This window comes from Corynebacterium poyangense (assembly GCF_014522205.1).
GTDB lineage: Bacteria > Actinomycetota > Actinomycetes > Mycobacteriales > Mycobacteriaceae > Corynebacterium > Corynebacterium poyangense.
The window spans coordinates 1,375,363-1,395,492 of the sequence record NZ_CP046884.1 but is presented as its reverse complement, the minus strand read 5'-3'; the positions used below and the strand labels follow the sequence as shown (position 1 = coordinate 1,395,492).

The 20,130-nt window shown below is 52.3% G+C and carries 17 protein-coding genes; 13 read left to right on the top strand and 4 right to left on the bottom strand.

The window, feature by feature from the left end; all coding sequences use genetic code 11:
- The first annotated feature begins 7 nt into the window (after nt 1-7).
- The 6 genes from yajC to GP475_RS06490 all read left to right on the top strand — a co-directional run bounded on the left by yajC (nt 8) and on the right by GP475_RS06490 (nt 7,990).
- Nucleotides 8-373 (top strand): preprotein translocase subunit YajC, encoded by a 366-nt coding sequence (gene yajC / locus GP475_RS06515; RefSeq protein ID WP_187973643.1) that lies wholly within the window; start codon nt 8-10, stop codon nt 371-373.
- Between the two features lie 173 nt (nt 374-546).
- Nucleotides 547-2,343, top strand: a complete 1,797-nt coding sequence (secD, locus tag GP475_RS06510; protein WP_394367372.1) for a protein translocase subunit SecD — start codon at nt 547-549, stop codon at nt 2,341-2,343.
- Complete coding sequence (secF, locus tag GP475_RS06505; protein ID WP_187973642.1) at nt 2,343-3,458, top strand: protein translocase subunit SecF; 1,116 nt, start codon at nt 2,343-2,345, stop codon at nt 3,456-3,458. Before secD ends, secF begins: the two co-directional genes overlap by 1 nt.
- A 16-nt stretch (nt 3,459-3,474) precedes the next feature.
- The gene (locus tag GP475_RS06500; RefSeq protein WP_187973641.1) at nt 3,475-5,061 is read left to right on the top strand and encodes an ABC transporter substrate-binding protein; all 1,587 of its coding nucleotides are present in this window, start codon (nt 3,475-3,477) and stop codon (nt 5,059-5,061) included.
- A gap of 47 nt (nt 5,062-5,108) precedes the next feature.
- Nucleotides 5,109-5,666: an adenine phosphoribosyltransferase gene (locus GP475_RS06495; protein ID WP_187973640.1), complete on the top strand. Its 558-nt coding sequence runs from the start codon at nt 5,109-5,111 to the stop codon at nt 5,664-5,666.
- 44 nt (nt 5,667-5,710) lie between these two features.
- Nucleotides 5,711-7,990 (top strand): RelA/SpoT family protein, encoded by a 2,280-nt coding sequence (locus tag GP475_RS06490; protein ID WP_187973639.1) that lies wholly within the window; start codon nt 5,711-5,713, stop codon nt 7,988-7,990.
- A 71-nt stretch (nt 7,991-8,061) separates the two neighbouring features.
- Here GP475_RS06490 and GP475_RS06485 read toward each other — a convergent pair whose 3' ends face one another.
- Nucleotides 8,062-8,910, bottom strand: a complete 849-nt coding sequence (locus GP475_RS06485) for a peptidylprolyl isomerase (protein ID WP_187973638.1) — start codon at nt 8,908-8,910, stop codon at nt 8,062-8,064.
- 132 nt (nt 8,911-9,042) lie between these two features.
- On the opposite strand from GP475_RS06485, the gene tpx reads away from it, so the two are divergent.
- Genes tpx through hisS form a run of 4 tightly spaced genes read left to right on the top strand, consistent with a single transcriptional unit; the run spans nt 9,043 to nt 14,115 of the window.
- A complete protein-coding gene (gene tpx / locus GP475_RS06480) occupies nt 9,043-9,540 on the top strand; it encodes a thiol peroxidase (RefSeq protein WP_187973637.1) in 498 nt (165 codons plus the stop codon).
- Between the two features lie 30 nt (nt 9,541-9,570).
- Nucleotides 9,571-12,111 carry an aminopeptidase N gene (gene pepN, locus GP475_RS06475; protein ID WP_187973636.1) on the top strand — a complete coding sequence of 847 codons (2,541 nt, stop codon included), beginning with the start codon at nt 9,571-9,573 and terminating at the stop codon, nt 12,109-12,111.
- A 10-nt stretch (nt 12,112-12,121) separates the two neighbouring features.
- Complete coding sequence (locus GP475_RS06470) at nt 12,122-12,772, top strand: MBL fold metallo-hydrolase (protein ID WP_187973635.1); 651 nt, start codon at nt 12,122-12,124, stop codon at nt 12,770-12,772.
- Nucleotides 12,773-12,828: 56 nt separating this feature from the next.
- Nucleotides 12,829-14,115: a histidine--tRNA ligase gene (hisS, locus tag GP475_RS06465; protein WP_187973634.1), complete on the top strand. Its 1,287-nt coding sequence runs from the start codon at nt 12,829-12,831 to the stop codon at nt 14,113-14,115.
- On the opposite strand, the gene GP475_RS06460 is transcribed toward hisS, so the two are convergent.
- Nucleotides 14,102-15,505, bottom strand: coding sequence for an L-serine ammonia-lyase (locus GP475_RS06460; protein ID WP_187973633.1), 1,404 nt, complete (start codon nt 15,503-15,505; stop codon nt 14,102-14,104). The two genes, hisS and GP475_RS06460, sit on opposite strands and share 14 nt — an antisense overlap.
- Here GP475_RS06460 and GP475_RS06455 point away from each other — a divergent pair.
- Nucleotides 15,489-15,653 (top strand): hypothetical protein, encoded by a 165-nt coding sequence (locus tag GP475_RS06455; RefSeq protein WP_187973632.1) that lies wholly within the window; start codon nt 15,489-15,491, stop codon nt 15,651-15,653. The genes GP475_RS06460 and GP475_RS06455 overlap by 17 nt on opposite strands.
- Here the strand turns inward: GP475_RS06455 and GP475_RS06450 are convergent.
- Entirely contained in the window at nt 15,646-16,254 is a 609-nt protein-coding gene (locus tag GP475_RS06450; RefSeq protein WP_187973631.1) for a TetR/AcrR family transcriptional regulator, read from the bottom strand. The genes GP475_RS06455 and GP475_RS06450 overlap by 8 nt on opposite strands.
- A 158-nt stretch (nt 16,255-16,412) precedes the next feature.
- On the opposite strand from GP475_RS06450, the gene GP475_RS06445 reads away from it, so the two are divergent.
- Together GP475_RS06445 and GP475_RS06440 are read left to right on the top strand one after the other, a co-directional pair.
- The gene (locus tag GP475_RS06445) at nt 16,413-17,054 is read left to right on the top strand and encodes an ATP-binding protein (RefSeq protein WP_224400406.1); all 642 of its coding nucleotides are present in this window, start codon (nt 16,413-16,415) and stop codon (nt 17,052-17,054) included.
- Nucleotides 17,054-19,081 carry a YhgE/Pip family protein gene (locus GP475_RS06440; protein WP_187973630.1) on the top strand — a complete coding sequence of 676 codons (2,028 nt, stop codon included), beginning with the start codon at nt 17,054-17,056 and terminating at the stop codon, nt 19,079-19,081. The genes GP475_RS06445 and GP475_RS06440 overlap by 1 nt, the downstream gene beginning before the upstream one ends.
- Nucleotides 19,082-19,152: 71 nt before the next feature.
- On the opposite strand, the gene ypfJ is transcribed toward GP475_RS06440, so the two are convergent.
- Entirely contained in the window at nt 19,153-20,043 is an 891-nt protein-coding gene (ypfJ, locus tag GP475_RS06435) for a KPN_02809 family neutral zinc metallopeptidase (RefSeq protein ID WP_187973629.1), read from the bottom strand.
- Nucleotides 20,044-20,130 lie beyond the last annotated feature (87 nt).

The following is a 20,130-nucleotide window of genomic DNA, read 5'->3' as shown; positions in this document are numbered from 1 at the left end:
AGGCACTATGAATAGCAACCTCTTTTTATTACTGCTGCTCCTTGTTGTTTTCTTCCTGCCCAGTATTTTGATGATGCGTCGTCAAAGTCGGCAAAGAAAAGAAATTCAAAGTTTCCAGTCTCAGTTAAGAATCGGGGACCGTGTTATTACCGGGTCTGGCGTTCACGGTACTATTGTGGGGCTTAGTGATGCCGAGGTGCGGCTGGAAATAGCGCCTAAGGTGGAAATTACGGTTGAGCGAGTCGCTATTCTCCGTCGCGCTGAGACTGCCGAGAACTTGCACACTCCGGAAGCCACTGCAGCGCCGGAAGCCGATGAACCTCAGGTGGATGAAGATTCCTTTCCGATAAGCAATCCGGAGAAAGAAAAATAACTGACCTGGATAGGGCAAGCTGTATCATCGGTCACTTCCGCTCATAGTGGAAGTGACCTTTTTCTTCTCTCAGCCCGGTGCAGGATTCTTTAAGGCTCATGACGTACCATGTTTGATCGGATCTATCCAAGCCTGACTTCCGTGGCGCCAGGCCACCAAGCGAGGAGACAATATTGTCCGCTTCTACTGCGAAAGCACGCCGTGCATCAACGCGTGCATCCAGCGGTCGACGCAGGTCCCGTGCGCGAATTCTGCTCGGTGTCTTTGTGTTGATTGTTCTGGTTGTTTATAGCCTTATTTTCTTTACTGGGGATCGAAAAGCCGCCGCTAAACTCGGCATTGATCTGCAAGGTGGAACCAGAATCACGTTGGTTCCCCAGGGTAGTGAACCTACCCAAGATCAACTTCAACAGGCGCGAAATATCATGGAACAGCGTGTCAACGGTATGGGCGTGTCTGGTGCTGAGGTAGTTATTGATGGTAATACTCTCGTCATTACGGTGGCGGGGGAAGATACCTCCCAAGCGCGCGCCGTCGGGCGTACCTCTCAGTTGCTTTTCCGTCCGGTTGCGTATCCCAGTACTCCGGATGTCGCCGCCTTGTCGAAAACTCTGGACCAGATGGCTAATCGATGGGTACAGGCGCGGGTGATCAGCCCAGAGAAAGCAGAACAGCAAACAAAAGCCTATGTGGACCAGGTCAATCAGACACTGGGAGAAGGTAAGCCGAAACTGACTGCTCCGAAAATCACGGCTACTCCCTCGGCCGAACCAAAGAATTCTCTTGAGGCCGGGGAACAACGCATGAAAACAACAGAGATGTTGCGCAAAGATCGGCAGTCTACAGATCCGACGGTGCAAGAAGCGGCCCGCGCCTTGTTAGTATGCGACGGTTCGACCGATCCTCTCGCCGGTACCGATGACCCGGCACTGCCCTTGGTTACGTGTGAACCCGATACTGGTCAACCCTATCTGCTTGACCCGGCTCCTTTGCTGGTGGGCCAAGAAGGTAAGGACGGCGCCAGGCTCAGTGGAGCAAATATCAACACGAATCGGCCGATCACCGGTGGAATGAACCCTGAGACCGGCAGCATGGAAGTCACCTTCACTTTTAACTCGGAAAATGGGGATACTGGGGCCCAGACATGGGCGAATTTGACTCAGGATTATCTTCAACGCCAAGTAGCCGTTACTTTAGATTCGCAGATCATTTCCGCCCCGGTGATTCGATCAGCTACCCCAGTGGGGTCGGCTACCTCAATTACTGGGCAATTTAGCCAACAGCAAGCTCAAGATCTCGCGAACAATCTCCGTTATGGTGCTTTGCCTCTGTCTTTTGCTGGACCAGACGGAGAAGCAGGAGGAACGGTGCAAACCGTTCCAGCTTCGTTGGGCGTCGCATCCTTAAAGGCCGGGCTGATTGCCGGCGTGGTGGGATTAATTCTGGTTGCGATCTTTGTCTTCGCCTATTACCGACTTTTCGGGATATTCTCACTTCTCAGCCTCGGAGCCTCAGGGCTTTTAGTCTTCGGGGTATTAGTGCTTTTAGGCCGGTGGATCGGTTACTCGCTGGACCTATCGGGAATTGCTGGTTTGATCATCGGTATCGGTACAACCGCGGACTCTTTCATCGTTTTCTATGAACGCATCAAAGACGAAATCAGAGAAGGAAGAACGTTCCGCTCCGGGGTGCCGCGAGGCTGGGATCGAGCCCAAAAGACCATTATTACCGGCAATATGGTGACCTTGATTGCCTCGGTAGCGATTTATTTCTTGGCCGTGGGTGAAGTCAAGGGATTTGCTTTCACCTTGGGCCTGACCACCATTTTTGATATCGCCGTGACTTTCTTAGTCACCGCGCCCCTCATCATCCTGGCTTCTCGTCGTCCCTTCTGGGCTCGTCCGGCAATTAACGGTATGGCTAAAGCTTTTAAGCACGCTGCTGCCGAGCGGAAAGCAGAGGAGAAATAATGAAGAAAAGCTTATATACCGGCACCGGCGGAGTGAATGTTGTTGGACGTAGCCGGTTGTGGTACATCATCACGTTGACGTGTATTGTTATCTCCTTGCTTGCCATCGCGATTCGCGGTTTCAGCTTGAGTATTGACTTCGAAGGCGGAACCCGGATCTCTATGCCAGCGGGCAATCTAGTTACCAACGAAGTCCAAGACACGTTCATCAACGCCACGGGTGTCACCCCAGAACTCACCCAAATTGTGGGAGCGGGAGATTCGCGTGTCCTTGAAATCAACAGCGAGCGGTTGAGTGAGGATCAAATCAATAGTGCTCGCCAAGCTATCTACGACGCCTACCACCCAGAAGATGCCGCTGGTCAGGCAAGCCCTGATGTGATCGGTGACTCCACGGTATCCGAATCCTGGGGGTCGACGATCACCGAGAGAATGCTGTTAGCTGTTGCAGTATTCTTGGTCTTGGTTTTCATCTACATCACTTTGCGCCTTCAAAGAACTATGGCCATAGCCGGTATGGTGGCCTTGCTCGTCGACGCGATTGTTATTGCGGGAATTTACGCCCTGTTCGGGTTTGAGGTTTCACCCGCCACGGTTATCGGTTTGCTCACCGTCTTATCATTCTCGATCTACGACACCGTCATCGTGTTCGACAAAGTTCGAGAAAATACCGCTGGATTGCTGGATTCTCACCGTCGAACTTTCGCTGAGCAAGTTAACTTGGCAGTGAACCAAACCCTGATGAGGTCAATCTCCACCTCGGTCATTTCTGCTCTCCCCATCCTGGCTTTGATGGTGGTTGCGGTGTGGTTACTTGGGGTAGGAACCTTAAAGGACCTGGCGCTGATCCAGTTAATTGGTGTTATTGAAGGTGTTTTCTCCTCTATCTTCCTCGCCACCCCACTCTTGGTGACCTTGGAGAATCGACGAAAAGATATTAAGGCGCATAATCGTGCGGTAGAGCGCGTCCGCCAAGGACTAAGTCCAGAAGAAGACCAGGGCGATGATGAGGAAAGCCATTCTGATGAGTCAGCCCCAACCCCTGCGGCAAAAATAGGGGGCCCAAGCGGTTCTCACCGAAGCCCAGGGGCAAGTTGGCGTCCGCACCGGTCTTAAAGCATAGTTATAGAGCATGTGGGTTCGTGAACTTAGCTCTCGGGCGGGGGCTATTATCCTGAGCACTCTCCTGGCTTTAGGACTAGGTGCTTGTCAAGCCTTAGACAACATCAGTAACGACGCCGATAGCGATGTGGTTTATCTGACCCACCGCGCGGTCCTGAGCACCAACGCGGCCAGCGCGGAAGGTGTTTCGACGGATGCCTCACTTCTTTCTGCCCGAATCTTTCCTGGAGCAATGATTTCTGGCCCCGGCGGACAGCTCCTTCCCAACACTGATGTGATCAGTGCCGAGGCCATTCCCGGCCCGAAACTGCAAGTTCGCTACACCATTAACCCCGCTGCGGTATATTCCGATGGTCAACCACTAAACTGCGAGGACTATCTTTTGGCCTTCATCGCGGCGGTGATGCCGAGTCTTTTTGGTTCGCACCTGCCGCTGTATCAACACGCTGAGTCCCTAGACTGCGAACCGGGCTCTAAAACATTCACCGTGCACTTTGAAGAAGGCTACGGCCAGCGGTGGAGGGAATTTTTTGGCCCTGGCACTGTATTGCCTTTCCACAAAATTGTCGAGCGCGCGAATGTGGATACCCCAACCGCGGTGAAAGCTCTGAAGTCTTTTGATAAAGCAACGCTAGCCCCGATTGCTGAAGTCTGGCGCCATGGTTTTGATGTAGCTCATTTTGATCCAGAACTGCAGGTCTCTTTCGGTCCTTATCACATTACTGCAGTCACTGATTCTGGAGATATCCATGTAGAAGCCAACCCGCAGTACTACGGAAATCCGCCGAAGCTTGACTCCTTGACTTTTCGTCCCAGGAACAGTGAGCAAGCCTCTCACAACGCCAGTGCGGCCATCGTTGGTGATGTGCTCGACGGGAATCTCGACGACTTCCTCGGCCAAGACAATACTCAACCTTTAGAGCAGAAAAGCGTGGTGGGAGAAAGAACCGATACCCTAACGCTGGCCAGTGGTGGAGTGTTTGCTGAGGTGACTGCGCGTCGAGCCTTAGCTGCTTGTATTGATAACGCTGCCGTCGCGAAAGCCTCGTCCGATAATGCCGGGGTGCAAGTTCCGCCAGTGAATACCCGAGTGGTATCTCAGCCCGATCCTCTTTATCCTCGGATCAGCCAGGCAATAGCTCCAGAGATACCGGGCTATGTACAAAACCACGCGGATCTCAGTGGCAAAACCATTAGGCTTGCCTATCACGGTCCCAATAAGCGCTATCAAGCAATGGTGCAAGCGCTAGGGGAATCCTGCAAAACGCAGGGAATTACGGTGGAAGATGTGTCTACTGCTGACACCACGCTGGCCGATTTGGTGGATGCCCGCAATCCCGAAGAAGGATTTGTCGATGCTTTCCTGTCACCCGTAGATCCCCAAAATAATGTAGACCTTGAGCCCGCGGATCCCGGGCGGCAAAATGAGATTCTTAAAACTGAGCAGGCGTTATGGAAGAATATTGTGACTATTCCCTTAGCTGCTGAACCCCGCAGCTTCGCTATCGATCATCGAATAGGTAACGTGGTGGTGTACACCGGACCTGCTGGGATCGGGTGGAACATGGACCGGTGGCAGCTTAAAGCCACCCCATAATCACATACTGTGCTCCACTAAAGATTAGTAAAAGAGGAAGAGATCACGTGGCTAAGAATATCTACCGTGATGCCCGCCATGCGCTTGCTGAAAAGATGCGCTATGTCCAGGATTTTCCTACGGAGGGCGTATTATTTGAAGATCTCACCCCGGTTTTAGCAGATGCGGACGCATTCCATCTCATCATTAAAGAATTAGCGGACGCTGCCCGCATGATGGGGGCAGAAATGATCGGAGGATTAGATGCCCGGGGATTTCTTCTTGGATCAGCAGTAGCTCATCGTCTAGGGCTAGGAATTTTAGCGATCCGTAAAAAAGGGAAATTGCCGCCGCCTGTTTTTAGCCAGGAGTATTCCTTGGAATATGGCACAGCGGCACTAGAAATTCCGGCTGAGGGTATCCCGCTTCAGGGGCAGAAAATAGTGCTGGTTGATGATGTTTTAGCCACCGGGGGAACGTTAGTGGCAGCCCGACAACTGATTGAGAATTGCGGCGGTGAGGTCGTTGGCAATGTTGTGGTGCTGGAAGTGGCTGGTCTTGGCGGGCGGGAAAAACTCGAAGGCTCACCCCTCATTGTGATTAATGAGCAGCCTAGGGAACAATAGGGGAACCGGCTTGGATTAGTCCGAGAGAAAGGACGTGGCATTCAATGACTCTGGATAAGAATCGGCAGCGCTCCTCAGTGGGGGTGCGCAGTATGTCCGCCAGGTTAGCCCGTTCTCTGACGGGGTCTCGGACCAGAATTAACCCTGTCTTAGATCCGCTTTTAAGTATCCATCGGGAATTCCATCCGCGCGCTGACGCAGCCTTATTGGAACGCGCCTATAACACTGCAGAACGTCTCCATGAAGGCGTATTTCGGAAATCGGGAGACCCCTATATCACTCATCCTTTAGCGGTTGCGACGATTGCTGCAGAAATAGGTATGGATACCACCACCTTGGTGGCTGCTCTTTTGCATGACACGGTAGAGGATACTGATTATTCTTTGGAACAACTCACGGCAGAGTTCGGCGAAGAAGTAGCACGTCTGGTTGATGGTGTCACTAAATTAGATAAGGTTGCGCTAGGGGCGGCGGCTGAGGCTGAAACGATCCGGAAGATGATCGTGGCGATGAGTCAGGATCCCAGGGTTTTGGTTATTAAGGTTGCTGATCGCTTGCACAACATGCGCACTATGCGTTTTCTTCCTCCGGAGAAACAGGCGAAGAAAGCCCGGCAAACTCTGGAGGTGATTGCTCCGCTAGCTCATCGCTTGGGGATGGCGAATGTGAAGTGGGAACTCGAGGATTTGTCCTTCGCTATTCTCTATCCCAAAAAGTATGAAGAAATTGTTCGGCTCGTGGCAGACCGAGCACCGTCTCGGGATCGGTACCTCTCAGAAATTATTGAACAAGTTACCGCATCGCTAAAAGAAAATAATATTGTCGCTGAGGTTCAAGGGCGACCGAAGCATTATTGGTCTATTTACCAAAAAATGATTGTGAAAGGTCGGGAATTTGATGAAATCTTCGACCTCGTAGGAATTAGAATCTTGACGGAGAACGTCAATGATTGCTATGCGGCAATTGGGGTTGTTCACGCCTTATATAATGCGCTCCCTGGACGATTTAAAGATTATATTTCTGCGCCTCGATTCGGTGTTTATCAGTCTCTCCACACGTCTGTCATGGTTCCTGGGGGGCGTCCGTTGGAGGTGCAGGTCCGCACCCAAGAGATGCACTATAACGCGGAGTTCGGCATAGCCGCGCACTGGCGCTACAAGGAAACCAAAGGATCTCATTCAGGTGATAAAGCTGAAGTAGATCAAATGGCGTGGATGCGGCAGCTGCTTGATTGGCAAAAGGAAGCAGCTGATCCTAATGAGTTTTTAGATTCGCTGCGTTTTGACCTCACTGCCAAACAAATCTTTGTTTTTACCCCTAAAGGCGACGTCATGAACTTGCCGGCGCATTCCACACCAGTGGATTTTGCCTACGCGGTTCATACTGAGGTAGGGCATCGCTGTATTGGGGCAAAAATAAATGGAAAACTGGTGGCGCTGGAAACGGAACTGAAATCGGGTGACCGGGTAGAGATCTTCACCTCAAAGGATACTAATTCTGGTCCGAGCCGGGATTGGCAAAACTTTGTGGTGTCACCTCGCGCAAAAGCAAAGATTAGGCAGTGGTTTGCGCGGGAACGTCGCGAAGAACATCTCGAAGCTGGACGTGATGCTTTAGCTGCAGAAGTTCAGCGCAGCGGTTTACCAATGCACAGGCTATTTACTGCTCAGTCGATGAAAGCCGTCGCTACTGAGTTGCACTATGCTGACGTCGACTCTCTTTATACTGCTATTGGCTCCGGGGGAGTATCGGCTCAACATGTTGGAAACCGTCTCATGGCGATTTTCGGTGATCAAGAAGAAGCCGAAGATGAGCTGGTAGATCGTACTCCGCTATCGGAATTAGTTGACTCAAAGGCTCGCGCCCAACACAGCGACACCGGAATCTTGGTGGAGGGCAGCCCTGATGTCATGGCTAAATTAGCTAAATGCTGTCAACCGGTTCCCGGTGATGAAATTTTTGGCTTTGTTACTCGCGGAGGCGGAGTGTCGGTGCACCGCACAGATTGCACCAATGCGGCAAAACTCCAGGAAGAGCCGGCCCGAATTATCCAAGTTTCCTGGGCATTAACTGATTCAAGCGGGGCTTTTAACGCTACTTTGCAAATCGAGGCGTTGGATCGCAATGGGTTACTTTTCGAACTCACCAGGATCATCAATGACATGAAAGTACCGGTTACCGCAATGAATTCTCATGCTGCTGATGATCGTATTGCGACTATCAGATTCACCTTCTCGGTGTCGGATACCAAGCAGCTTGGTTCGCTCATGACCACCTTAAGGAATACCGAAGGCGTTTTTGACGTTTATCGGGTCACCGCATAGCAACACCCTGCTGAGGAAATACCTCAGCAGGGCGGGGATAAAAAGAAATTCGACGTCACACCGTGCGTGGTTTAGCTCACCGTCGCAGTTTTAATCCGAACCTCTTCACTGGGAGCACCATCAGTTTGACCGCCTTGAACTCCGTGTGCAGCAATGGCGTCAAGGGTGGCTAAACCTTGGTCATCAATTTTCCCAAAGTAGGTATAGTCCGGTGGGAGCGTGGAGTCCTGGTAGTTCAAAAAGAACTGGGAACCATTAGAGTCTTTTTGCTGGGAATGAGCCATCGCGATGGTTCCGCGCGGGTAGGTGACCGTTTGCTGAGACCCCTCCGTGTCCGTGGCGGGATATTCATTAGCGAAGCGGAAACCAGGACCGCCCGTGCCTTTGCCGGTGGGATCCCCGCACTGGAGAACGAAAATTCCGCTCGTTGTTAAACGATGGCATACCGTGTTGTCGAAGAATTTTTCTTTGGCAAGATGCTCAATGGCGTTGACCGCACAAGGGGCGACACTGCGGTCCAATTCCATCCCGATGGGGCCCTGGTTGGTATCTAGATTTACTTTGACTGTTCCGCGGGCAGAAACATCTTTGGTTGCTGGTTTAGAAACCTCTCGTGCAGCTTGTTCAGCATCGGGGTAATCACAGCTGACGGTTTCTGGAAGCGGTTGGCTTCGAGCTAAGTTAAGTACCGGGGCATCCGGAGTGTCAGGAGTTGATGAGGTTTCCGTATCTGAAGCGGTGGTGGATTCCTCAGAGTCTCGAGTCGCGAGGTACCAAATTCCGCCAGCAATCACCAAAATTGCAGCTAGAGCGAGAACCGCCACCTTAACCGGGCCGGATTTTTCAGCACGGTCTCGTGCATGTAATTCTTTTTCCAGCTTCTTCAGCGCAGCATCACCGCGCTGTTTATTGCTGCTCACAATAAACCCTTTCTTCCCAACAAACCTGAGGTACCCAGGCTAGGTCCGTTTTAACCACGACCCCGGTTAGTTTACCTTGCCCCGGCACCGTCTGTCTGACGCATCACGCAGAAAGCGATTATGGTAGTCCACATGGCTCAAACACATTTTCAAGGAGAAGAAACATCCACGAGCGGAAACCTTCCTGAGGTGGGTTCCCAGGCTCCCGAATTTGATTTAGTTGGCGTTGACCTTTCCGCAGTACGCTCGGCAGATTTAGCGGGGCGACGGATCATCCTCAATATCTTCCCTTCGGTCGATACCGGGGTGTGTGCGACGTCGGTTCGACAGTTTAATGAACGCGCCGCTGCGCTCGACAACACCACCGTGGTGTGTGTTTCCCAAGACCTGCCTTTTGCTCTTGCTCGATTCTGCGCCGCAGAAGGAATTGAGAACGTCACAGCAGCCTCCGCATTCCGTTCGACTTTCGGGAAAGATTTTGGAGTTGTCCTCGAAGGCTCCCCGCTAGCTGGTCTCTTAGCGCGCAGTGTCGTCGTTATTGACGAAACCGGCAAGGTTTCCTACACCCAGTTGGTCGATGAAATAACCACCGAACCTGACTATGATTCAGCAATCGCAGCGCTAAACTAAGCCTCGGCAAAAACGACTATGGTGGCAACCATGTCTGAGTCCACCATTTCTCGCGCGGAGTGCGAAAACCGCACCCAGAATATTCACGACCTTTCCCTTCAGCTGCACCTCGATCTTCACCGGGCAGCTGAGGGGGATGATTTTTTCCCAGTGCATGCCACCTGGAAGTTTTCCAGCGAGGCCTCCAGCACTCACCTCGACTATCTGGGGAAACTCTCGGAATTGTGGATTAATGGACAACGCCAAGACCCCCATGCGGCACACTCTGAAGGGCGAATCCACCTCGAAAATTTACGGGTTGGGCAGGTCAACGAGATCGAAATTCAGGGGTTATCTCGTTATTCTCGGACGGGACAAGGATTACACCGGTTCCACGACGGCGATGACACCTATCTTTATTCCCACTGCGAACCTTCCGATGCACGAAGAATATTCCCGTGCTTTGAACAACCTGACCTCAAAGCCAGGGTCTCGCTAAGTATCAGCGCTCCTACTACGTGGCGAGTTTTTGCCAACGCCAATCCGCTGCGTCAGGAGGATCTGGACCGCGGGAGACGTCGAACGTATTTTGACTCCACGCCGCCGTTATCTAGTTATCTCACCGCCTTTGCCGCCGGGCCCTATGTGGGAGAACAAACGACGTGGCATGATCAGCGCTCGGGAAACACCATTGAGGTGGGGGTGTGGTGCCGCCACAGTATGCGCGAGTACCTGGACGCCGAAGACTTCTTGACGCTGACCACCGGCGGATTGAGCTGGTTTTGTGACCTTTTTGACTCTGCTTATCCCTGGCAACGCTATGACAGCATCCTGGTGCCGGAATACAACATCGGTGCCATGGAAAACCCTGGTCTAGTGACATTTACCGAGAAGTTCATCTTCCGCGACGATCCTACCGACGCAGAACGCGCAGCTCGAGCTAATACTGTGCTTCATGAGATGAGCCACATGTGGTTTGGGGATTATGTCACCCCTCAGTGGTGGGATGATCTGTGGCTGAAAGAATCTTTCGCAGAATACATGGGATCAGCTGCTAGTTGCGCCACCACCCAGCACACCGATGCGTGGGTGAATTTCGCTGGGATTAGAACAGCGTGGGCTATTGAGCAAGATGAGCTTTCTACCACTCACCCCATTGCCGCCGATATCCCCGATGTTGATGCCGCTCGACAAAACTTTGATGGGATAACCTACGCCAAAGGGGCAGCAGTGCTCCGGCAGCTGGTGCATTTTGTGGGAGATGACGTATTCCAGGAAGCTACCCGGAACTACTTCCGAGATCATGCCTACGGCACTGCTACCTTTGCTGACTTTATTCATCATCTCAGCGAAGCTAGCGGTAAAGACCTGGGACAATGGGTGTATCTGTGGTTGCAAACCACCGGGGTAGACCAGCTCACGACCACGTGCGAGGGCAGCAGCGTGGTGATCCACAATCACGGCACCCCACAGCGGCCACACCGCCTAGACCTCAGCGTGTTTCACAACTACAAGGGGATTCTTCAACCACTGCATCGAGTAGATGTAGAGCTCAATGGGAGTGAGACTCGGATCGACACAGGTCTAGATTCTGAGCAGCTTGAGCAGAGTCTTTTGGTGGTCAATGATCAGGCTTATTCCTATTGTCTTGCCCAACCACGGGCGCAGGATCTGGCTCTTCTAGATCAATCACTGTCGACCATCGAGGATGACCTGACCAGAACTGTTCTGTGGCAACAATTGTGGAACCTGGTGCGGCAGGGACTACTGGCGCCACGACATTATGTGAATATGGTGAGTGTTCACGCCTGGGCGGAAAGAAATGCCACCACGTTATCCACGATCGTGGACAATACCCGGATAGCGGTGGAAAAGTATCTGGCGAGAGAACACCAAGACAAGGTTCGACGCATCTTGGCGCGAAATCTTCGGGACCTTCTGAGTGAAGCTGTTCCAGGTTCTGACTCCCAGCGGATCTTCCTCACTGGATATATCAGTGCCCTGGGAGCGGTTGATGCTGAGGATTCTCCAGCCCGTCTCCGCGCTCTGTTGGACCCTGCGGTTCTACCGGATTTAGCGCGTGGGCCGAAATTGCGGTGGGATATTGTGTGCGCCCTGCGTAGTCTTGGAGTTTTCGGAGAAGCAGAATTAGCTGAAGAAGTGCAGCGCGATAACACCTTGAATGGGAAAGTACGCCACCTTCAGGCAACCTACTGTGAACCGGGAAGAAGAAAGGAATTACTATCCCGGCTGACCGAACCAGGGGAACTCAGTAATGATGAATTGCGCGCCGGACTAGCGGCATGGAATATGCCCGGCGCCGCCGCTGCGGAGGAACGCACCAGGGTATTGGGGGTAGAAAACTACCTCAATCACGTTTCTACGTGGTGGGAGACTCACCCCATGGAAATGGCTAATTTTATTGTTCGCGGACTTTATCCAGCTGAAGATCAAGACGGCGTTGCCAAAGTAGATCAGTGGTTAAAGACCCACCCTGACATCCCGAGGGCATTGCAGCGCGCTTTGGTAGAAAGCACAGATCGTGCACGCAGAGCAGTGATGATTCAGCACGCCTATCCCGAAGGTGAGTAAATTATCCAGTATGGAGATACTCACCTTTGCTACTGGACCCTATGCCACGAATTGCTATGTGATTATTAACGACGACATAAAAACCGCAGTAGTGATTGATCCGGGGATACATGCTCGTCCCAAGATTGATGCCTTATTGGCTGATAAAGAGCTGACTTTAGAATCTATTCTGTTGACTCATGGCCATATTGACCATACGAGGGATGCTGAGGCTTTGAGTTCTTCCCATGGGGTCCCGGTATATCTCCACCCGGCAGATCACATTATGCTGACCGACCTGCAAGGTGGAGTGTCACAACAAGCTGCCATTCTTTTTAATACGTCAGCTATGAAACCGGTGAAGGACCTGCGAGGAATGGGAGATAATGATGAGATCAATGCTGCGGGATTAACACTTACGGTTGTTCATGCGCCGGGTCACTCTCCAGGTTGTGTGATGTTTAGGGGAGAAGACGTGTGCTTTAGCGGTGACGTTCTGTTTCGGGGATCTATTGGGCGTACAGATCTACCGGGAAGCGATCATCAGATGATGCTAAAAAGCCTGAAAGAAAAAGTGCTACCCCTGGCCGATAAACTGGCTATTCTGCCGGGACACGGCCCGGGAACCACAATGCGACATGAACGGAAAACCAATCCCTATCTGCAATTGTCTGGGAGGTAGCTGACTGCTGTGGGCGAAAAACTAAGAACACGGTGTGGGCGGTAAAGTAGGGCAACGTGAGCGAAAAGAAGAAATTCCAACCCCTATCTGCCCCCAAAGGTGTACCAGACTATGTCCCGCCGGCTTCTCCCCAGTTTGAAGCTGTCCGCGACGCATTTACCCGTCAAGCGCACCTGGCGGGTTTCCAGCATATTGAACTCCCAATTTTTGAAGATACCGCTCTTTTTGCCCGTGGCGTGGGAGAGTCGACAGATGTAGTTTCCAAAGAAATGTACACCTTCCAGGACCGCGGGGATCGCTCAGTTACTCTTCGTCCCGAAGGCACCGCCGGGGTGATGCGAGCAGTAATTGAACATAATCTGGACCGAGGTCAGCTGCCCGTCAAATTGAATTACTCCGGCCCCTTTTTCCGCTACGAGAGGCCTCAAGCTGGTCGCTACCGTCAACTCCAACAAGTAGGAGTTGAAGCTATTGGTGTGGATGATCCAGCTCTTGACGCGGAGGTCGTGGCCTTAGCTGACCGCTGTTTTCGTAGCGTGGGGCTGAGTGGTTTCCGGCTAGAACTCACCAGCCTCGGAGACCGAGACTGCCGAGCGGTGTACCGTACCAAGCTTCAAGAATTTCTTTTCGATTTGCCCCTTGATGAAGAAACCCGCAAGCGGGCAGAGATTAATCCGCTGCGTGTCTTGGATGACAAGCGTCCAGAAATTCAGGAGATGACCGCCGAAGCTCCGCTCATGCTGGACTATTTGAATGACACCTGCCGGGAACATTTTGAGATCGTCACCGGATTACTCGATGACATGAATGTTTCTTATACCGTGAACCCACGTTTGGTCCGTGGTCTGGACTACTACACGAAAACCTGTTTTGAGTTTGTCCACGATGGCTTAGGCGCTCAATCAGGAATTGGCGGTGGAGGCCGTTATGACGGATTGATGAGCCAGCTCGGTGGCCAAGACTTATCAGGAATTGGTTTTGGCTTAGGAATTGATCGGACTTTATTGGCCCTGGAGGTAGAAGGAATAGAACTTCCGGACATTTCCCGGAGAGTTGATGTGTATGGGGTAGCCCTCGGAGATGCGGCGAAGCGACGCATGGTTGAAGTCATCAATCAATTAAGAATTAATGGCATTCGCGCTGATATGGCATACGGTGACCGGGGATTGAAAGGGGCTATGAAGGGAGCAGATCGTGCTCAAGCTCGTTTTGCCTTGGTCCTAGGAGACCAAGAGCTCGCTGATGGAACCATCGCCCTGCGGAACCTCAGCGAACATGCTCAATCTCAGATTCCGCTGGTCGATGTCGTAGAATATCTCAACCGTGCACTTAGCACTCGGTGAGATTAACGGGTAAACCTAAGGTGACCGCGAGCCCACCGGCCGCGGTTTCCTTATATTTAGACAGCATGTCTTTCCCGGTTCGCGCCATAGTTTCTACTACCTCATCTAAGGTGACGCGGTTAATCCCTTCAGCCATCAGCGCAAGCCGGGCAGCGTTAATGGCTTTGACAGCGCCAATGGCATTTCTCTCAATGCAGGGAATTTGCACTAATCCACCAACAGGGTCACAGGTCAGGCCGAGGTTATGTTCCAAAGCAATTTCCGCGGCATTTTCTACCTGGGAGGCAGACCCACCAAGGATTTCGCATAGACCGGCAGCTGCCATAGCCGCTGCGGAACCAACTTCTCCCTGGCAGCCGACTTCTGCGCCAGAGATACTCGCGTTTTCTTTAATAATGATGCCTACTGCGCCAGCAGCTAGAAGAAACTGCTGGGCTTTTGCTGCAGAGAAGTCACCGAGAAAATCTAAGGCGTAGTGCATGACGGCGGGAATGATGCCGGCTGCCCCATTGGTTGGGGCGGTAACCACTTTTCCACCGGCTGCATTTTCTTCATTGACCGCTAGAGCATAAAGATTGACCCACTCCATTGCTCCTAAGGCATCACCGCGAGGGGATTCCTGGATAGCTTTGAGCTTTTCCAAAAGTCCTGGAGCGCGACGGGTTACCCCGAGACCTCCTGGAAGGATTCCGCTGGTTTTCATCCCCGCGCGGACGCATTCTTGCATGGTGTTCCAGACCATGGCTAGATGATGTGCTACGACCTCTTGTCCGCCATGCAAGGTTGATTCATTGTGCGCCATGATGCCGGAATAATTCATGCCGGTAGTACGGCAGTGCTCTTTGAGCTCGGCTGCGGTGCGGAAGGGAAAGGGAAGACTACGGTCATGCCCGGTGGTTGAGGCCCCGGATCCGAGATCCTCGCCTTCTTCTCTCATTCGTCGAAGGTGATCACCGCTGAGAATAAAGCCACCACCGACAGAATAATAATCAGTTGGTTCGCACAGGGGAGAGCCGGTGGAGTCAAATGCCTGGAAAATGACGCCATTAGGGTGTTCGGGGAGATCAGCAACATCAATGGTGATGCGATAGTTTAATGTTCCCAGAGGTCCGCTGATTTGCCCGACTTCCGGAATAAGGTCTCCGTAAGCGGGCTGGACGTCGGGCTCAAGAGTTTCTGGGAGGTAGCCCACAAGACCGAGAATGACGGCGCGGTCAGTGCCATGTCCTTTACCCGTGGCAGCCAGGGAACCGCGCAGTGTGATGTCGACGGTATCGGGAAGGTGGGGGAATTGTGAAACAAACTCCTGGGCCGCGCGCATCGGGCCGACGGTGTGTGAGGAAGAGGGGCCAATTCCTACGCTAAATAAGTCAATGACACTGATCGTCACAGCAACACCTCCAGTAGCGGATAAACTGGAAAGCAAGTTTAGTGTAAATCAGCCAGAAAATAGTGAAACTGACTTCTTATCGCTGGACGTTCGTGTTTCCAGCGAGAAAATGCTGATCAGTGGTTCAAAAATAGGGGAGTTTAGCTAACCGGTCGCAGTCCTCGTAAAAAGATTCTGACCATTTGTTTTTCTAAATCAGGGACAAGGGAGCTCAACCCGGGAACCTGGGGGCGTGAGGCCGTCGATAACCCAATCACAATGGTGATGCCATCGAATTGACGATCAATTAGCCCTATGCGGTGAACATGGGTCAAGACGTTGTCGAGTAACCCAATGACGTGATCAAATTTCTCTCTGATATCCGGGGACATCGAGGCGATGTCATTGGGCGCAAAAATCGGCATTAAGGTGCCGAGCCCTAGCTCCACCAAATCCCACATCAGCTGATCCCAGATTTTTTCGATGTGCAGTGAGAAGGCGCTCGGTGCTCCGTGCTGATGTTCCTCTTCCAAAATCGTGATCGCGTGATCGGCAACTTCGAGCAAGGTAGTTGCCTTGTGGATGAGAAATTCCGCGCATGCTTGCCGTAAGGAGAGGCGGTCCGGAAAATTGCGGTAGAGAGTGGCAATGCCCACTCCGGCTTCTTGAGCTATTTCTTCGAGGGGGATAGCGTCTTCGTGACGGGTCCTGGCTAGGGAACATGCTGTGCTAATAATCGCGTCCCTGCGTCGGCGGGCGTCAGCTCGCATTGATAGCAATCCTTCTTTGTGGTGATGGTGATAGCCGCCTGATAATCAGCGTGTTGACAAAGTTGTTCTCGGGGTCCAAGATACACTCATGAAAGTGATAGTTAAACCTCCGCATCTTCAGGAGTACAGCCATTAGCCAGTTACTTACCACCGAGAGCTTGGATTTAGGCGCAGGGGTATTGCCCGATATTGCCATCCCAGCTGACTCAGGGCTGAGCTTGATTCACTCCTATCGAGAATCCCAGTCCACTACGTTGTCCTTGGTTCTGGCCGGGAGGATGCGGTGTTATGACGGCACCGTTCATCTGTGGCAGCCGGAGCATGTCACAGCACCGCGACAACGCGCCCAACACATAGCTCTGGCCGGTGTCCCAGAAATTGATTCTTTAGAACGCGTTGTCAAGGTCAAGACTGCCGTTCGTGAGCAGCTAGCGTGGGCAACTTCCTGGTGGAGACCAACTCCAGCAGTCGAGGACTCCCATTATCCAGAAATTATGCGTCTCTTAGAGGTAGATATTGACCTCAATCAACAAATCGGCTCGTTACGCACCAGGGACAGGTTCTTGTTGCGCATCACCCTGGCGCTTCTTGCTCGGCCCGACGCTCGCCTGCTCATTGTTGATGATATTGACCAAGTCAAGTCCATGACCGTGCGAGATGAAGTCCTGGAACGGCTCAGAAACTTGAGCACGCGCGTGCCAATCATCGTCAACAGTTCTAATCCTGATTATGCGGGCATTACCGACCGCACAATCTGGGTAAGTCCGAATACCACCGGCACCCCCCAGGAGGAAAAGTAATGTCTTTTCTTCATATCGGTTCTGAACTGCAACGCTTTTTCCGCGGGAAATTACCCCCCATCGGTTTAGCTGTCATCATCCTTTTGCCACTGATCTTTGGTGGTTTATTTGTCTGGTCCTATTGGGACCCGGTCGGCGGGCTCTCTCGTCTCCCCGTAGCGCTAGTCAACTCTGATAGGGGTGCTGAAAAAGACGGTCAGCCCTTTAACGCCGGTGAACAGGTGGCCGAGAAAGTCCATAGTAGTGACCGAGTACATTTCATCCAGACAGATCCTGAGGATGCCCGACGTGGAGTTGCCGACGGTACCTACTATTTCGCGTTAGAGCTTCCTGAAGATTTCTCTGAAGCTGCGGTATCAGCCGGTACTGATTACCCCCACCCAGCCACGATTAACGCAGTGTTCAATAATGCGAATGGTTTCCTAGGGCAGATGCTGGGTAACCAGGTGGCCACCCTGGTGGTGGATTCTGTCGATGCCACGTTGGGGGAAAAGGTAACCGATACTCTCCTAGTTGGTTTTAATACCATTGGCGGGGGCATGGATAAGGCTGGTCAAGGCGCCCAGCAACTTAATGACGGGACAGTAACTGCACGGGAGGGGAGCGAAAAGCTTAAAGACGGCGCTCAGAAACTACATGATGACGGGGCGGTGCCGCTCAATGATGGGGCGAAGAAACTCGCTGATGGGGCGCAAGCCCTTGACAAGGGTATTGCCCAAGCTAGCAAAGGTGCTGACCAGCTATCTCAGGGAATGGCCTCTTTACGGGAAGGTACTCAGGCGTTAGGGAACGGAGCCCAGCAAGTTTCCGGAGGCGTCGATAGCATCGTCGGGCTCAGTGACGGTGTAGCTCAGCAACAAGAACAACTTATTGGCCAACTCCTTACTATTTCTACGTCATTGCGTGCCTCTGGGTTACCTGGAGCGGCAGATCTAGCTCAGCAAACAGATGGTGTAGCAGAACAGTTGCGCACCAGTGGACTGGGGCCGGATAGCAGTATCGTGAGTCAGCTCAATCAGCTACGCGCAGGAGCACGGGAAATTTCCCGGCAACTTCAAGACCCCAACGCCGAATATCTTGGTGGAGTGGAGCGGGCCGTAGACGGTGCTGAAAGATTAGCGACCGGCTTGCACACTTTGAAAGACGGATCCCAACAATTGGTGGTGGGTACCCATACGCTTAGTGATGGGACATCAAAGTTGGTGGGAGCTACAGATCAGCTAACCGTCGGAGCAACCCAGTTGCGAGATGGGCTGGTCAAGTTAGATGAAGGCTCAGGAGAATTAGCTCTTAAAATCACCGACGGAGCGAAAAAAGTACCTCGCTATGGAGACGATGTCCGAGGTGACTACGCCTCAACAATTGCTACTCCCGTGAAAGAAGGTATACCGGCGGATTCGATGACGCTGTTCGGAGTTGGGTTGGCACCATTCTTTATTTCTCTTGGTCTATTCATGGGCGGAACCGTCAGTTTCATGCTGCTACGTCCGCTCCAACGTCGAGCCCTTGATTCCCGAGCCGGTCATCTTCGAGTGGTGGTAGCTACCTATCTGCCCGCCATGCTCATTGGGTGGGCTCAAGTTACTGCTATGTTTTTAGTGCTTCGCTATGCAATAGGGCTTGACCCTCAACACGAGATTGGCCTCTATGTGACGATGCTGGGAATATCCAGCTGCTTCATGGCTATCACCCACAGTATTAATTCCTTTTTCGGGGCAACTATTGGCCGGGTGCTATGCCTCATCCTCATGGCTATCCAATTGGTGTCGTCAGGAGGTCTCTATCCGCCAGAAACCCAACCAAAGTTCCAGCAAGTGGTCCACTACATTGATCCCATGACCTACTCGGTGAATATGTTGCGGCAAATGATCGTTGGTCCTAGCGATTGGGCCCTAGACCACCGCTATCTTCACGGTTGGATGGTCATTGGCATGATCCTCATGGTGTCCCTGGGGGTTAGTATCTTCGCCGCCTGGCGCCATCGGCTTATTCGAGTCAAAGACTTACACCCAGAGCTCAAGGTCTAAGGAGTATGAAAAAATTCCGGGCGTATGCACTACGTACCCGGAATTTTCGTGCTACCCATAGCTAGCCGCAGCTAGCCATTGCGATAAACATTCCGACCCAAAGTATCGCAGGCTGCCATCGTGCCTTTTTCATAGCCAGATAAGAAAGCATGAGCTCGCTGATCGGAAGACCCATGGGTCCATTGGTCCGGGCGAACCTGACCGCCCGAGCGCTTTTGGATATTGTCATCTCCTACCGCCTGGGCATTACGGATTACCGATTGCACTTGCTCAGGGGTGATTTTCTCCAACATGGCGTTATCGCCCTTATCCGCCCAATGAGCCCAGATTCCCGCATAACAATCAGCTTGTAACTCAATTTTCACCGCATTGGAGTTCTCGCCGGGATCGTTATAGTCACTTAAGCTTAAGGTGTTTTCTAAGCTTTGAATATGATGACCGTACTCATGCGCCACGATATACATTTCGGCTAAGGGCGCATCAGTGCCGCCAAATTTCTCCAGTTGCTTGAAGAAAGATACGTCAAAATAGGCGGTATGATCGGCGGGACAGTAAAAGGGGCCGGTGGACCCGGAAGCAAACCCACACCCTGATTGCGTGGAATCCTGGAAAATCACCAGACCCGGCTCTTGGAATTGAATCCCCGCTTGGCGAGGAAGCTGTTCCTCCCAGGTTTTAAACACACTCATAGCGGTAAACTCCACCCGGCAGTCGGAGCGGCTATTGGCATCCTCGGCAGTTTGGCATTCGTCAAAACCATCCGATGCGGAATCAGAGTAATTAGTGGAATTATTTTGAGAACCTATTAGGCCCTCCAAGTCCCCGGGGTTGCCACCCATGAGCAAATAGAGTCCGACGAGAACAACGGTGCCCAATCCGCCACCGAGGGCAATTCGACCGCCGCCCCCGCCGCCACGGCGAGCAATATTGCGTTCTTTATGAACGTCAGGCTTGAATGTCATAAAGACAATCTTAATAGTTATTAGACTGGGGCGGACACCGACATCACTAAGCAGGACGAGTACACTAGTCCCGCACAAAGAAACATT